Annotated in this window: 11 protein-coding genes; all 11 read left to right on the top strand. The window is 59.7% G+C overall.

The genetic code is table 11. The annotated features are described in order from the left end of the window. Window position 1 precedes the first annotated feature (1 nt). Window positions 2–445 carry a tRNA (adenosine(37)-N6)-threonylcarbamoyltransferase complex ATPase subunit type 1 TsaE gene (tsaE, locus tag ACFE0K_RS14025; protein ID WP_434536647.1) on the top strand — a complete coding sequence of 148 codons (444 nt, stop codon included), beginning with the start codon at window positions 2–4 and terminating at the stop codon, window positions 443–445. After that, the gene (locus tag ACFE0K_RS14020) at window positions 426–1,778 is read left to right on the top strand and encodes an N-acetylmuramoyl-L-alanine amidase (protein ID WP_434536646.1); all 1,353 of its coding nucleotides are present in this window, start codon (window positions 426–428) and stop codon (window positions 1,776–1,778) included. Before tsaE ends, ACFE0K_RS14020 begins: the two co-directional genes overlap by 20 nt. Window positions 1,779–1,960: 182 nt before the next feature. Then, complete coding sequence (gene mutL, locus ACFE0K_RS14015; protein ID WP_434536645.1) at window positions 1,961–3,787, top strand: DNA mismatch repair endonuclease MutL; 1,827 nt, start codon at window positions 1,961–1,963, stop codon at window positions 3,785–3,787. Window positions 3,788–3,850: 63 nt separating this feature from the next. Further along, window positions 3,851–4,804 carry a tRNA (adenosine(37)-N6)-dimethylallyltransferase MiaA gene (gene miaA, locus ACFE0K_RS14010; RefSeq protein WP_434536648.1) on the top strand — a complete coding sequence of 318 codons (954 nt, stop codon included), beginning with the start codon at window positions 3,851–3,853 and terminating at the stop codon, window positions 4,802–4,804. A gap of 252 nt (window positions 4,805–5,056) precedes the next feature. Beyond that, window positions 5,057–5,347 carry an RNA chaperone Hfq gene (hfq, locus tag ACFE0K_RS14005; protein ID WP_434536644.1) on the top strand — a complete coding sequence of 97 codons (291 nt, stop codon included), beginning with the start codon at window positions 5,057–5,059 and terminating at the stop codon, window positions 5,345–5,347. 153 nt (window positions 5,348–5,500) lie between these two features. Beyond that, the gene (gene hflX, locus ACFE0K_RS14000; protein ID WP_434536643.1) at window positions 5,501–6,874 is read left to right on the top strand and encodes a ribosome rescue GTPase HflX; all 1,374 of its coding nucleotides are present in this window, start codon (window positions 5,501–5,503) and stop codon (window positions 6,872–6,874) included. 38 nt (window positions 6,875–6,912) lie between these two features. After that, on the top strand, window positions 6,913–8,082 hold the full coding sequence (gene hflK / locus ACFE0K_RS13995; RefSeq protein ID WP_434536642.1) for an FtsH protease activity modulator HflK: 1,170 nt from the start codon (window positions 6,913–6,915) through the stop codon (window positions 8,080–8,082). Next, window positions 8,082–9,140 (top strand): protease modulator HflC, encoded by a 1,059-nt coding sequence (hflC, locus tag ACFE0K_RS13990; protein WP_434536641.1) that lies wholly within the window; start codon window positions 8,082–8,084, stop codon window positions 9,138–9,140. Before hflK ends, hflC begins: the two co-directional genes overlap by 1 nt. A 318-nt stretch (window positions 9,141–9,458) precedes the next feature. Continuing rightward, window positions 9,459–9,929, top strand: a complete 471-nt coding sequence (locus tag ACFE0K_RS13985) for a hypothetical protein (protein WP_434536640.1) — start codon at window positions 9,459–9,461, stop codon at window positions 9,927–9,929. A gap of 161 nt (window positions 9,930–10,090) precedes the next feature. After that, a complete protein-coding gene (locus ACFE0K_RS13980; protein ID WP_434536639.1) occupies window positions 10,091–13,036 on the top strand; it encodes a beta strand repeat-containing protein in 2,946 nt (981 codons plus the stop codon). Between the two features lie 107 nt (window positions 13,037–13,143). Then, window positions 13,144–15,220 (top strand): COG1470 family protein (locus ACFE0K_RS13975; protein WP_434536638.1); only part of this gene is annotated, 2,077 nt, incomplete at its 3' end.

The raw sequence follows: 15,220 nt of genomic DNA, 5'->3' as shown, positions 1-15,220 counted from the left end.
AATGTCTGTTGGCCATTTGGACCTGCCCGATGAAGCCGCTACCCTGGCGCTGGGTGCCAATCTGGCGCGGCGTCTTACCGGTGGTGGTGCCTGTGTGTATCTGGAAGGGGATCTGGGTGCCGGCAAGACCACCCTGGTACGCGGCATGCTGCGAGGCCTTGGCCATGAGGGAGCGGTAAAGAGCCCGACTTACACGATTGTGGAACCCTACGAGCTTGGCGGCGTCCATATCTATCACTTCGACCTGTATCGTCTTGGCGACCCGGAAGAACTGGAGCTGATAGGCGTACGGGATTATTTCTCCTCCGACAGCGTGTGTTTGCTGGAGTGGCCGGAGCGGGGCGCCGGGGTGGTGCCTTCACCGGATTTGACCATTACACTGGCCGTCAACGGCCGTGGACGAAAGGCGACCCTGGATTGGGCCTATGACGCATCGAGACAATAAGAAAAACCTTACCGCAGTGTTTGTGCTTCTGCTCAGTGGTGTCTGGGCCAGCCTGGGGATTGCCCAGACCAGCATTGATTCGGTGCGTCTGCACCGGGCCCCGGATCACACTCGCATAGTGTTTGATCTGCCCTCACCGGTGGATCACAAACTCGACAAGCTGGCCAACCCGGATCGCATCGTGCTGGATCTGCTGGATGCCAGTCTGGGTTTCGACGTCAACACCCTGGATTACGCCAGCAGCCCCATCGCCAATATTCGTGTGGGCAAGCATAGCGACAAGACCCGTGTGGTCTTTGACATGAAAAACGGTGTACGCACCCGCACCAATCTGCTCAAACCCATCGAGCCCCATGGCTGGCGTCTGGTGGTGGATCTGTTTGATAGCGAACTGCAAAGTGCTGCCAAAACCAGTCCGGAACCGGTCAAGGAAAAAGAAGCACCCAGCGAGCCGCGGTTGATGGTGGTGGCTATTGATGCAGGCCATGGTGGTGAAGACCCGGGGGCGCGCGGACCCAGTGGCGTCTACGAGAAAACCCTGGTCCTGCAAATCGCCAAGAAGGTGGAAAAGCGGGTCAATGACCAGGCCGGCATGCGGGCGGTGATGGTGCGCGACGGGGACTATTATGTGCCCCTCGCCGAGCGCCGCAAAATTGCCCGTGAAGAGCACGGGGCTGACGTGTTTATCTCCATCCACGCGGATGCGTTTACCGATGCCCGCGCCAACGGTGCTTCTGTGTTCGCCCTGTCCAGCAGTGGTGCCACCAGTGCCCGGGCCCGCTATCTTGCCAAAATTGCCAACGAATCCGACCGAGTGGCCGGGGTCTACGAAGAGGAAAAGGACGACAGCTCCCTGCTCAGTGTACTGGCGGACCTGCGCATGAATGGCTCCATGGCCGGTAGCCTTTACCTGGGGCGGCAGGTGCTGGGAGAAATGGGCAAGGTGACCAAGCTGCACGGTGACCGGGACCGGGTGGAACAGGCCGGGTTTGCGGTTCTCAAGGAGCCGGAAATGGTCTCGATCCTGGTGGAGACTGGTTTTATTTCCAATCCGACGGAAGAGCGCAACCTGCGCTCCTCTGCCCACCAGAGCAAACTGGCCCGCTCTATCGTCAACGGGGTGGATGCCTATTTCCGCAATCACCCGGCACCGCATAGCTGGTATGCGGCCCAGCGCCGTGAGCACGGCGAGCAGTATCGTATCCAGCCCGGTGATACACTCTCGGAAATTGCCCGTCAGTACAGCGTGTCCGAACAGGCGATTCGCAGTGCCAACGCCTTGAATGGCGATCGCATCGTGGTCGGCCAGGTGCTGAAAATTCCCGGTTCGTGAAGGCTGGCCAACGATGTGTGGGAGCGATCATTGGACGCACGTTGCGAGTGACGAGTAGCGCGTTTCGAAAAGCAAAGCCGCTTTGACGTTCGCTCCTCGTTACTCGCGTCTCGCCACTGGTCTGTCTGATCGCTTCCGCATTAGCCGTAATCTTTACCTGAACCCCATCAACAGAGACGCCCGTGACAAAGATCCAGCTGCTTGATTCCCGCCTTGCCAACCAGATAGCCGCCGGTGAGGTGGTGGAACGTCCTGCCTCGGTATTGAAGGAGTTGCTGGAAAACGCGCTGGATGCCGGCTCGGAATCCATCAGCGTGGATGTGGAGCAGGGCGGCGTGAAGCTGGTACGGGTGCGGGATAACGGTAGCGGCATCGACCGCGATGACCTGCCCCTGGCCCTGTCCCGCCATGCCACCAGCAAGATCCGCGGCCTCGACGACCTGGAAGCCATCGGCACCCTGGGGTTTCGCGGCGAGGCTCTGGCCGCCATCAGTTCGGTATCGCGGCTGACCCTGGCCAGCAACGTGGAAGGCGAAGCGGAAGGCTGGCAGGTGCAGGTGGAAGGACGCGACATGGCTCCCTCGGTGACCCCGGCGGGGCACCCGCGCGGCACCACCGTGACCATGCGCGACCTGTTCTTCAATACCCCGGCCCGGCGTCGTTTCCTGCGTACCGAAAAAACCGAATTCAACCATCTGGAAGAAGTGTTCCGGCGTATCGCCCTGAGCGAGTTCAATACCGCTTTCCGCCTGACCCATAACCAGAAGGTGATCCACCAGCTGCCCGCCGGCCTGGATGACACCCTGCGTGCCGCACGGGTGGCCAAGCTGTGTGGCAAGGGTTTCATGGAGCAGGCGATTCCGGTTGACGTGGAGCGCGATGGCATCCGTCTGCACGGCTGGATGGGGCTGCCGACGTTCTCCCGCTCCCAGGCGGACCTGCAGTATTTCTATGTGAACGGCCGGGTGATCCGCGACAAGGTGGTCAGTCATGCGGTGCGTCAGGCCTATGCGGATGTGCTCTACCACGGACGTCATCCTGCCTATGTGTTGTTTCTTGAGCTGGACCCGGCTCAGGTAGATGTGAACGTGCACCCCACCAAGCACGAGGTGCGCTTCCGCGAGCAGCGCATGGTGCACGGTTTTCTTTATAGCTCCTTGCACCGTGCTATCGCCGAAGTGCGCCCAGGCCAGTCTCTGGCCGCCAGTGTGGTGGACGAGGGGGAGCCGGTAATGCCGGCCATGGAGCCCAGTCAGGCCAGCATGTCCCTGTCCGCCCCGGCGGGTCGGCCTTCCTATGCGTCACCGCCTGGCAACGGATTCGGCTATGGTCAGGGCCAGCGGCAGGCGGACGCCTACGGGGCGCTGGTACGCCCGGTGGTGGCGGAAAACCCAGTCATGCCGCCGGCGTCTGATCAGGAAACCGTGCCGCCTCTGGGTTATGCGGTGGCGCAGTTGCATGGCATCTTTATTCTTGCCGAGAATCAGCAGGGTTTGGTGGTAGTGGACATGCACGCCGCCCATGAACGCATCACCTACGAGCGGCTGAAGCAGAGCTGGTCCGAAGACAAGGTGCGCAGCCAGCCGCTGCTGGTGCCTGTGTCGCTGGCGGTGTCCTCCCGGGAAGCAGATTTTGCGGAGCAGCAGCCGGAGGTGTTTTCCCGGCTGGGCTTTATGGTGGATCGTGCCGGGCCGGAGACCCTGGTGGTACGCGAAGTGCCGGCCATGCTGCGTGACAGTGACAGCGAAGCCATGGTGCGCGATGTGCTGTCCGATCTGTTGGCCCAGGGCAGCAGTGAGAGGATCGAACAAAAGCTGGATGAACTGCTCTCCACCATGGCGTGCCACGGTAGCGTGCGCGCCAACCGGCGCCTGACCCTCCCGGAAATGAATGCCCTGCTGCGCGACATGGAAGCCACTGAGCGTTCCGGCCAGTGCAACCATGGCCGCCCCACCTGGACCCAGATGAGTCTGAAGGATCTGGACCGGCTGTTTATGCGGGGGCAGTAGGTGGACGCCGGACGCCTGAAACCTGACGCCGGGGCAGAACGTGTGCTGCCTGTACTGCTCCTGATGGGCCCCACCTGCTCCGGCAAGACCGCGCTGGCCATCGAGGCGGCACAGACCCTGCCCATCGACATCATCAATGTGGATTCGGCGCTGGTCTATCGCGGGCTGGACATCGGGGCGGCTCGGCCCTCTGATCAGGAGCTGGCCGCAGCGCCGCACCGGCTGTTGGGCTTCCGCGAGCTGGATGCGCCTTACTCGGCGGCGGATTTCCGCGCCGATGCCCTGCGCGAAATCGAACAGATCCATGCCAATGGCAAACTGCCCCTGCTGGTCGGTGGCACCATTCTTTATTTCAAGGCACTGGTAGAGGGGCTGGCGCCTCTGCCTGAAGCGGACCCGGCGGTGCGTGCCGATATTGCCGCCCTGGCCGAACGAGAAGGCTGGCCGGCGGTGCATGCGGCCCTGGCCGAGGTGGACCCGGCCAGCGCCGAGCGGCTCAAGCCCACAGACCGCCAGCGTCTGCAGCGGGCCCTGGAAGTCTATCGGGTCACCGGTCGGCCCCTGTCCGCCTTTCATGCGGATCATCATACGACTGTCACACAGAACCAGGATGGTTTGAGTGAATTCAGTGCCTTGCCCTGGCCGGTTTACAGTGCGGCCCTGCTGCCCCCGGATCGTGCCTGGCTGCACCGCATGATCGAGCACCGTTTTCGGCAGATGCTGGAGCAGGGATTGGTAGAAGAGGTGCAGGCACTGCGACAGCTGCCCGGAGTCCATCGGGATCTGCCGGCCATGAAGGCCGTGGGTTACCGGCAGGTGTGGGACTATCTGGACGGCCAGTATGATTATGAAAGCATGGTGGAGCGGGGCATTATCGCGACCCGGCAACTGGCCAAACGACAGTTCACCTGGCTGCGTAAATGGCCGTATCTGCACGGCTTCGACAGTAACGATGCGTCACAGCGACAGGCGCTAGTCGAGCAGCTTGCGAAGATCTGTAAATCTGTGTTTAGTTAGCCCTGTTACTGGACTTTTTGGTTTATAATTCGCCAATCATCGATTTTGAGCCATTTTGCGGCGATTTGAGAAGCACGGCGCAAATGTGCTGGGTCGGGACCTGGAACCAATTTGCTGGGTTGTTGACAAAAATTTGCCCGATAGCGCATCGGGCGAAGGCAGTGACCGTATGGGACGGTTTCACTGTGTTACAGCGCTGATTGCCCGAAGTGTTGGGCACTACTTTTTACTGTTATTTCAAGGAGACTTGCCATGTCAAAGGGGCACTCGCTACAAGACCCTTTTCTCAACGCGCTTCGTAAAGAGCGTATTCCGGTTTCTATCTTTCTGGTGAACGGAATAAAGCTCCAGGGGCAGATTGAGTCTTTTGACCAATATGTCGTGCTGCTGAAAAATGCAGTCAGTCAGATGGTTTACAAACACGCTATTTCCACCGTCGTGCCCGCCCGCAACCCCCGTGGCGGCGGCAACCCGGCCATGACTACCACCGGCACAGGCGGCACCGCCGTTCCTGCTGCCGATGAGGACTTCGGCAACCAGTAACGCTGCTGCAGACCCTGCAAAGAGCCACCTTCGGGTGGCTCTTTGCGTTGTGGGCGCGTTAACGTCCCAGATCGGTATTTTTCCTGCCGGTTTCCCTGTCTTCTTCCACTGACTGGTTTAAACTGGCGGTCTAATCCCCCATATCAGGCCTCTATGGACCTATTTGACCGCACAGAGCAGACCAGAACCGGCGCCGGCGAACGCGCTGTTCTGGTGCATTTGGATTTGCCCGATGCCATGGGCCGCGAGGATCTGGATGAGTTTTATCATCTGGTCACGTCCAGTGGCGTGGAGCCGGCAGCGGAGTTGACCGGCAAGCGTGATCGTCCCGACCCTGCCTTGTTCATCGGTTCCGGCAAGAGTGAGGAGCTGGCGGCGCTGGTGGCCGACATCAAAGCGGATGTGGTGCTGTTCAATCATGCTCTGAGCCCGGGTCAGGAGCGTAACCTGGAGCGCGTGGTGAAATGCCGGGTGCTGGATCGCACCGGCCTGATTCTGGATATCTTCGCCCAGCGTGCCCGCACCCATGAAGGTCGCCTGCAGGTGGAACTGGCTCAGTTACGCCATTTGTCCTCCCGGCTGGTCAGAGGCTGGACTCACCTGGAGCGGCAGAAGGGTGGTATCGGTCTGCGCGGTCCCGGTGAAACCCAGCTGGAAACCGACCGCCGCCTGTTACGTGATCGCATCCGCGGGATCGAATCGCGACTGCAGAAAGTGCGCAAGCAGCGCGCCCAGGGTCGTCGGGCTCGCCAGCGTTCCGAGACGCCGCTGATTTCCCTGGTGGGCTATACCAACGCCGGCAAGTCGACCCTGTTCAATGCCATCACCACCGGCGATGTCTATGTAGCGGATCAGTTGTTTGCCACCCTGGACCCGACCTTGCGCAAGGTAAAAGTGCCCGGCGTGGGGCCGGCCATTCTGGCCGACACCGTGGGTTTTATCCGCCACCTGCCTCACCGTTTGGTGCAAGCGTTTCGCGCTACCCTGGAAGAAACCGTTAACGCCACCTTGCTGTTGCACGTGACAGACTGCAGCGCCGAAGAGCGCGACAGTAATGTGGCGGCGGTGAATGAGGTGCTGGAGGAAATCGGAGGCGACAAGCTGCCGGTGCTGCACGTTTACAACAAGGTGGATAACCTGGGTCAGTCGCCGAAAATTGACCGGGATGAACATGGCCAACCCTGGCGGGTGTGGATTTCCGCACAGACCGGGGATGGTTTTGATCTGCTGTTCCAGGCCATCGCTGAACGGCTGGCCGCCGGCTGGGTGGATTGCTGGGTGCGTCTGCCCGCGTCTGCCGGGCGGTTACGCGCTCGCTTGCATGAGGCTGGCGAAGTGCTGGACGAGCAGACCACCCTGGATGGCGGCATGCTGCTGCGCATCAACGTGAACCGGGTACATTTTGAACGTCTCCTGCGTGAGCAGGGGCTGAGAGAAGACGAACTGGTGGTGCCGGCTCCTGCGGTTGCAGGGGATGACGGCCCTTCCTACAATTCACAACGCTCGCACGATGCGAGCCATCAATAATCCGGTGGGCCCAGCGCCCGGACCGATTGGAGACCTACATGGCGTGGAATGAACCCGGCGGCAACAAGCCGAAGGATCCTTGGGGTGGAGGCGGTGACCAGGGGCCGCCGGATCTGGATGAAGCCCTGAAGAATCTGAAAGAAAAAATTAACAGCGTATTCGGTGGCAAGGGCGGCAAGTCCGGTGGCGGCTCCAGCAGTGGCGGCGGCTCGCCCTGGCCGGTATTGATCATCGCTGCCGTGATCGGCGTGGTGGTTTATGCCCTGGTCGGGTTCTTCCAGGTGGATCAGCGTGAGCGCGCTGTGGTGCTGCGTTTTGGTGAATACAATCGCACCGTGGATCCCGGTCTGCGCTGGCGGGCACCCATCATTGAGCAATACCAGAAGGTGGATGTGGAGCAAAATCGCCGCTACGACATTACTGAGGCAATGCTCACCCGTGACACCAATATTGTCAGTGTGACCTTGCAGGTGCAGTACCAGGTGCTGGACCCGATTCCCTTCCTGCTGAAAGTGGCGCGTCCGGAAACCATTCTGGAGCATGCCACCAGTTCGGCCCTGCGCCACGTGGTGGGCTCAGCGACCATGGACGATGTGCTCAAGGACAACCGGGAAGCTATCCGGGTGAAGGTTCGTGAGCGGCTGGATGAGTACCTGAATCGTTACGATACCGGCCTGGTATTGAAGCAGGTGGTACTGGATCAGACCCAGGCACCGGATGCGGTACGGGATGCCTTTGACGATGTGTCCCGGGCCAAGGAAGACGAGGATCGCTTCAAGAAGGAGGCGGAAGCCTACCGTAACTCAGTCATCCCTCAAGCCAGGGGTGAGGGCAGGCGTCTGGAGGAAGAGGCAGAAGCCTACCGGAACCGTCTGATCGACAGCGCCAAGGGTGACGCGGAACGATTTACCGACCTGTTGGCGGAATACCGCAAGGCGCCGGAAGTCACCCGTGAGCGTCTCTACCTGGAAACGATGACCGACGTTTACAGTTCCACCAGCAAGGTGCTGGTAGATGTGGATAAGGGCAACAGCCTGATTTATCTGCCACTGGAGCAGCTGGTCAAGGGCGGCGCCAGCAAGGCCAGGGCGCCGCAGCAAAACGGTGCCAGCCCGAGCAGCCCATCATCGGCCGGGGCGGATGACGGCGGCAGTGGTCGCGAGGCGTCTCGCAGCCTCTACAGCACACCAAACCGGGAGTTGCGCTAATGAATAATCGTGGATGGTTGGCGCTGCTGGCGTTGGGGGTTCTGGCGCTGCTGGCGCTGGATTCCTTCTTTATTGTGAACCAGACCGAAAAGGCGGTACTCAAGCAGTTCAGCCGGATCGACAAGTCCGATATCGAGCCGGGTATCTACTTCAAGTGGCCAATGGTGGAAGAAGTGGTTCGGGTTGACGGTCGTGCCCTGGTGTACGACGTGGCGACCCAGTCTTTCCTGACCGCCGAGAAGAAACTGCTCAACGTGGATGCCTTTGTGGTCTGGCGGATCAACAACGTGCAGCGCTACATTGTCAGTGTGGGCGGAGGTTCTTCCAGTGCTCAGGTAATGGAAGGTCGCGCTCGACAGTTGCTGGACCCGCGGGTCAATGAGGCCCTGCGTAACGAATTTGCGTCACGCACGGTGTTCCAGGTGGTTGCCGGTGAAAGCAACGTGGAAAAACTGGAAGGCGACAAAGCACTGCTGCGCGACCCGGTCACCGGTGAAGTGACCGAGGTGCCGAAGGATCAGCTGGACGAATCGATCATCCGTGCAGCAGAGGGCGAAACGCTGAACGGTGATGCTGCCGATGGGAAAATGGCCAGCGACCAGCGCGAAGCGCTGATGGATCAGGTTCGTGCGGAAGTGAACAAGTCCACCATGGAAGATCTGGGTATCGAAGTGGTGGATATCCGGGTGAAACAGGTGGACTGGCCGGACCAGGTACGTGGCCGGGTGTTCGACCGTATGCGTGCCGAACGCCAGCGTGATGCGGCGGCCCACCGTTCCCAAGGCCGTGAGGAAGCGGAGAAAATCCGTGCCGGTGCGGACCGCAAGCGCAGTGAAATCCTTGCCGAAGCCTACCGCAAGGCCCAGGCCACCCGTGGTGAGGGTGACGCCCTGGCCGCTGCCACCTATGCAGAGGCCTACAACCAGGACAAGGAGTTCTTCCGTTTCTACCGCAGCCTCCAGGCCTACAAGGAGAGCTTCAAGGACAAGGAAGATGTGCTGATCCTGGAACCGGATGGCGAGTTCTTCCGCTATTTGAAGGGGTCGCAAGGGCAGTAGTCCTAGTTGAACACACAAAAAAACCCGCTTCGGCGGGTTTTTTTGTGGGCTTACGGTTTTGGAGTTACTCGAGATGCCATTGTTTTTACTTAGCTTTTTATTGATCCCGGTCAAAATGTAAGGGGTTGTAGCGATTCTTTTACAAAGTTCACATGAAAATAACAAAAAAACCGTGCAAAATTCGACCTGCATCACACTTTTGGTGTGACTCAAATTGAGCTAATAACAAGTATTGGCACAGTAAATCCGGCAGGATGCCTAGCGAACTGGTGTTGGGGCCAGAAGGAAGAGCCTGCCAAGATCATAGGGGATCACTAGATGAACCGCATTATTCTTGGGGCTTTGCTGTTCTGGGCAACTACTCTGTGGGCGGATGGCCCACTGTCCAGCAAGATGGAAACCTATCTGGTTGCTGAAAAAAATGGCCAGGAGGTAATGACCGTCACTGAGGAGGCGTCTCCCGGTGATGTGATCGAATATCGACTGATTTATAGCAACGAAGCGGAACAGCCGCTTTCCGGCCTGGAAATCACCGGGCCAATTCCCGCCAATACCGCCTACCTCAAAGACTCCGCCTCTGCGGATGTGAATGCTGAATTCACTGTCAGCATTGACGATGGCAGCAGCTTTGAGCTTGAGCCTGTAACCAGAACAACGACCGGTCCTGACGGCCAGTCAAAGAACATCATTGTTGCTCCCAGTGATTACACCCAGCTGCGCTGGGTTCCGGAAAACGGAATCCAGCCGGGCCAGGTACTGGAATACCGGTACCGGGTAAAGGTGCAATAACCGGGGGAACATGATCAGGGCCCTCCCGGGCCCGGGAAGTCTTGTGCGAGCGACTTGTGTCGCACTGGGGGAGTGGCTCACACCATGTGTGGAGGGTCGCTCTGGCAAGGCTTTCAGATCAGAAGTAGTCCGAACTTAAACTCCAATTAAAGGAAACAGCCATGAAACTTGCCTTTCAAAAGGGCCTGTTGTCTGCGCGTGTGTCCGCCTCAGCGATGGGGTTGGGGTTGGTGCTTGCCGCCGGGCAAACACTGGCTCTGACGCCTGCCGGGACCGACATTAACAACCGGGCGACAGTGACCTACGAGGACGCCAATGGCAACAGCTATTCGGCACAGTCCAATGAATCCACGGTAACCGTGGCCGAAGTGTATGCGGCCACCCTGGAGAATGACGGCAGCAAGTCCGGTGCGCCCGGTGAAACTGTCTACTTCACCCATACGCTGACCAACACCGGTAACGCGGATGATTCCTTCAGCGTTGACGGCCTGGCCGGGCTGGATGCTGCCACTGGCGCGTCCACCTACACCGTGTACCTGGATGCCAACGGCAATGGCGTACCGGATGCTGGTGAGGCTGCGGTGAACACGGTCAATCTGAATGCCGGCCAGCAGGCTGAGCTGATCGTTGCCGTACCAGTGCCGGCGGGTGCCGGTGCCGGCGATACCATCGAGTCCACCCTGCTGGTGGAATCTGTCGGTGGTGGTGCAGGCACCGTTGAGGATATCGGTGCAAACGGCGATGCCGCTACCTATGATGCTGACGGTGATAGTACCCCGGACGGTAACGACACCAACAACAATGTGGTGACGGTGACCACCGATGCGGTACTGCAGCTGAGCAAGACCGCGGTGCCGAACTTTAACGACAACACCATTACCTACACCCTGGAAGTGAAGAACAATGGTGGTCGAGCTGCGCAAGACGTGGATATCTTCGATCCGATTCCTGCCAACGCCACCTTTGCGGAAATCGTTTCTGTAAACGGTTTGCTCACCTCCAGTGGTGACCAGTGGCTGGACAGCACCGGTGCTTTGCAGGCGCTGCCGCATTCCTATGCGGGTATTGCTGACCTGGCCGATGTGACTGAGCCGGCGGGAGTGGACCTGGATGGTAACGGCACCACGGGTGAAACCCTCAAAGGTATCAACTTCCGTGATGCCATCATGGGCGTTAACACCACCGTGACCGTTGTCTATAAGGTCGACTTTGACGGCACCCTGGCCTCTGGCACCCAGATCCGCAACACCTTTGCGGCAGAAGGGGATCTGGATGGCGATAACATCCCGGATGATCCGTCTACCTCCAACACCACCACCACTACCATCCAGCAGGTTTATGCGGTGGATGCAACGGACACTGGCGATGCGGCCGATGCCGATGCCACGCTGAACGATATCGCTTTGCAGGATGAAGCAAACTCTGGCGCCGTGGTGGCGTTTGCCAATATCGTTGCCAACAACGGTAACGGCAGTGATGTGTTTGATCTCAGCATTGGTAATGATGCGGGCGCCGGTTACGCGGGTGCTGGCACGGTTCCGGCCGGCGCACAGTCCTACCCGGCAGGGACACTGTTCACCTTCTGGAACGCAACCAACAATACCCAGCTGACTGACACCAACGGCAATGGCGTACCGGATACCGGCTCCATTGCAGCGGGCGCCGATCGCCGCATTACCGTGCGTGCTCAGCTGCCGGCAGGTGTTAGTGGCACTGGCCCGTTCGTGGCAACCATGGTGGCCACTTCCTTTGGTGACAACAGCGTCAGTGATGACAAGCTGAAAGTGCTGACTGAAATCGTGGCGCCGGCTGTGGATTTGGCCAACAGCCATTCTGCAGATCTGACTGACGCGGTTATCGATGCGGATGCCTTTAATGCGGCAGCCCCGACCACGACTACGGAAGTCGCTGTTGGCGGCATTGCTACCTTCCCGCTGTTCGTGGCCAACAACTCAGGTAATGCCCAATCCTTCACCCTGGGTGCGGACCTGCCTGCTGGCTGGGCGGTGACCTTCCGTGAGGTGGGTGTGGATACCGATGCTGATGGTACTGCCGATAACACCAGTAATGCCGGTAATGTGGTAACCGCAACCCCCAGCCTGCCTGCAGGCGCGGTGTACCAGTACCAGGCTGACGTGCAGGTGTCATCCAATGTGGCTCAGGCAGCAGCAGATTTCACTGGCGCAGGTACTGTGAATACCAACGATAGCGATGGCGATTATCCGATTCGCTTCACTGTGGTGTCTTCCTCTGACGGCACTATCACCGACCAGAAACTGGATGCGGTGGATGTGATTGCCAACCGTAATATCACCGTGTCTCCAGATGGTGCTAACCAGGTACAGCCCGGCGGGAACGTGGACTACACCCATGTGATTGCCAACGGCGGCAACACCACCGAAGCGGTAGAGATCGCTGCGGCCAACTCCCTGGCTGCAGATGGCTGGAACAACAACACCCAGCTGTTTATCGATACCACCGGTAATGGTACCCCGGATGCCTGGGTGCAGTTGGATAACCTGCCCACCGCCAATGATGTGGCAGTGCGCACGCCCAACGGCAACACCATCCTGGTGGATATCAATAACGCCGGTGCCAATCCTCTGGTCACCCTGGAGCCGGGTCAGCGTCTGGATGTTCGCGTCACCGTATTCGCGCCGTCCAATGCGCCTGCCGGTACCGTGGACAGCTACACCCTGACTGCCAGTAACGCCAATGTGTCTGATACCGCCACCGATACCACTGAAGTGGTGGTTGGCCAGGTGCGTCTGGACAAGCAGGCTGCCATCGACACGGCGTGTGATTGTGCTGGCGGTACCTGGCCTGCAGGTGGCTTTGAGCCGGTGCAGTCCAATCAGGTTGAACCTGGCCAGTGTGTTGTGTGGCAACTGACCGCCACCAACGAAGGTGCAACCACTGCCGAGAATGTGGTGATCACCGATGAGACCACCGAGTTCACCACCTTCCAGGCGGCGGACGATGCGGTGCGCGCCTCTGACAGTGCTACCACGGCCAACACGGGCACCTTGCCGGTGGTGGAGTGGGAAATTGGCCAGCTGGTGTCGGGTGACAGTGCCCGTACCCAGTTCTGTGTCGAAGTGAACTAACGCTCCCCCAGGCATTGCCCTCCCCCTCGGGGGAGGGCTTTTCCAGGGCCGGTGCGCCGGGTCTGGAAAAGCCCTTAAGGCATATAACAACGGGTACTGAACGCTTAATGAAATTGCTTGCCGCCCTTCGCATTGCTGTTGTTAGCATGCTGGTCTTGACCAGCATGCTGCTACATGCTGCCACGGCGCCAGGCACAGCCTTGTTGAACCAGGCAGAAATGCGTTATTTCGACCCGCTGACAGGGCGGGTAGTGGTGGTGCGCTCCAATATTTCCCGGGTCATGGTGGCGGAAAGCCCCGCCTTTGAGCTGGATGAGGACAAGACTCGTCAGGCCTCAGCGGGCCAGTCCGTCAGTATCGAACATACGCTCACCAATACCGGTAATGTGACCGACAGCTACGCCCTGACCCTGGCCAATCTGGGTGGCGATGCGGGCGATCTGCAGGGGCTGACGGTCTACCGCGACTTCAATGGCAACGGGGTCGCTGACCCGGGCGAGCCGGCTATCACAGGGATCGCCTCCTTGCCGGCGGGGCAGACCGTTAACCTGGTGATCAGTGGCACTGTGCCGGCATCCCTGCAGATCGGTGATGAAATCCGCCTGTCATTACAGGGTCAGTCGCAGCTGGATGGCGCGCTGGTCAATACGGTATTGGATCGGATCGTGATTGGCGATGGCGCCGCCCTGGTGCTCAGCAAGTCTTCCAGCCAGAGTTGTGATCTGCCGCAGCCGGAAGGCGCGATACTGGATTATCAGGTGTCGGTCACCAATGTGGGCAACACCGCGCCGGTAGAAAGGATGCTGCAGGTGTCCGGGCAACAGGAGCAGGGGGTACTGATCGAAGACTCGCTGCCGGGTAACGTCAGCCTGATGCCTGCGGCGATCAGCAATATCGCGCCACTTCAGGCACAGGCTCTGGTGCACTTTGCCGGTGATGGGCAGGATGTCTGGCAGCGTTATGCCGACTGGGATGGCAGCGGCACGGTAGATCGTCTGGGGCTGTTGATTCCGGCGGATCAGATTCGCAATAACCAGAGCGGCGGCTTTGCCTTCCAGGTGCAAATCAACAGCGGGCTGACCCAGGGCACCATGCTGTTCAACCGCGCCTTTGTGGATCTGCAAGGCGACGGCCTGGCTGATGTGGAAAGTAATCGGGTCTGCCATCGCATTGCCGCCACCCTGTCGCCGGGCATTACCTTCCAGCGCCCCTCAAATGCGGTATTCCAGCAGAACCGTGCGCCTGTCCACAGCGAAGACAGCGATTTTGTTGATGCGGCCATTTACCCCCTGTTGCCGGAACAAAGCCAGCGCATTCTGCTGGACGGGGTTTACCTGCGGCTCACGGCTTCCCAGCTGAACCAGGTATTGGCCGATCAGGATTTTGTGCAGACCACCCCGGGTGGGGCGCGGCTGCTGCAAGTCTCGCTAACGTCCCGATTGACGGGTGATACCTTGCTCATGGCGGTCAAGGAGACCGGGGTGAACACCGGGGTATTCCGCAGCGTGTACCCGTTCTCTCTCAATGAGACGCGCTCCGGGGGCGGTGGCCTGTGCCCGGCAACGGCCAATGCAAATAATCTGGATGAATACTCCGACAGCACTACCCTCAATGAGGTCCTGGGGTTGGGGTGCGTACTGCAGACCGGTGCCGAAGACCGTATCACTGCGACCTTCACTGTGCCGACCTTCGGTCCGGATGGCAGTGTGGTCAATGTGCAGACGGTCACCGCGCTGGCCGCGGTGGATCCGGCCGGCACCATCTTTGACTCCAGTAATGGCCGCCCCCTGCCTGATGCGGTGGTGACGATGTACCAGTCCCGCCAGCCATTGGCGGATACCGGTGCCGCCAGCTGTGCGGCGTTACCGGAAAACGGCTACGAACGTGCGTTGCATCCGTTCACTGGGGATATACTGCCAAAGGAAAACACCAACGCCACATCCGCTGACAATACCCAGCAACCAGGGCGTTACCAGTTTCCTCTGGCGACCCCGGGGCATTGTTACTATCTGGATGTGGTTCCCCCGGATGGCTACACCTTCCCGTCTGCCGTGCCCCCTGCTGCGGCCAAAGCCTTTTTCGCCAATATCTCGGAAAGCTCCTATGGTCTCGGAGGCTATGACCCGGCTGCGGCACCAGTAGGACGGGCATCCGCGCGCTTGGCAGCGGCGAATCACCATGGCG

The organism is Alcanivorax sp. (assembly GCF_051117345.1).
GTDB lineage: Bacteria > Pseudomonadota > Gammaproteobacteria > Pseudomonadales > Alcanivoracaceae > Alcanivorax.
The sequence above is the reverse complement of the archived record's forward strand: the minus strand, read 5'-3'. Positions and strand labels throughout refer to the sequence as shown.

What these genes read in the sequence shown, in the direction of transcription:
- tsaE (WP_434536647.1), top strand. Translation starts at nt 2, where the DNA reads ATGTCTGTTGGCCATTTGGACCTGCCCGATGAAGCCGCTACCCTGGCG.
- ACFE0K_RS14020 (WP_434536646.1), top strand. Translation starts at nt 426, where the DNA reads ATGACGCATCGAGACAATAAGAAAAACCTTACCGCAGTGTTTGTGCTT.
- miaA (WP_434536648.1), top strand. Translation starts at nt 3,851, where the DNA reads ATGGGCCCCACCTGCTCCGGCAAGACCGCGCTGGCCATCGAGGCGGCA.
- hfq (WP_434536644.1), top strand. Translation starts at nt 5,057, where the DNA reads ATGTCAAAGGGGCACTCGCTACAAGACCCTTTTCTCAACGCGCTTCGT.
- hflX (WP_434536643.1), top strand. Translation starts at nt 5,501, where the DNA reads ATGGACCTATTTGACCGCACAGAGCAGACCAGAACCGGCGCCGGCGAA.
- hflK (WP_434536642.1), top strand. Translation starts at nt 6,913, where the DNA reads ATGGCGTGGAATGAACCCGGCGGCAACAAGCCGAAGGATCCTTGGGGT.
- hflC (WP_434536641.1), top strand. Translation starts at nt 8,082, where the DNA reads ATGAATAATCGTGGATGGTTGGCGCTGCTGGCGTTGGGGGTTCTGGCG.
- ACFE0K_RS13985 (WP_434536640.1), top strand. Translation starts at nt 9,459, where the DNA reads ATGAACCGCATTATTCTTGGGGCTTTGCTGTTCTGGGCAACTACTCTG.
- ACFE0K_RS13980 (WP_434536639.1), top strand. Translation starts at nt 10,091, where the DNA reads ATGAAACTTGCCTTTCAAAAGGGCCTGTTGTCTGCGCGTGTGTCCGCC.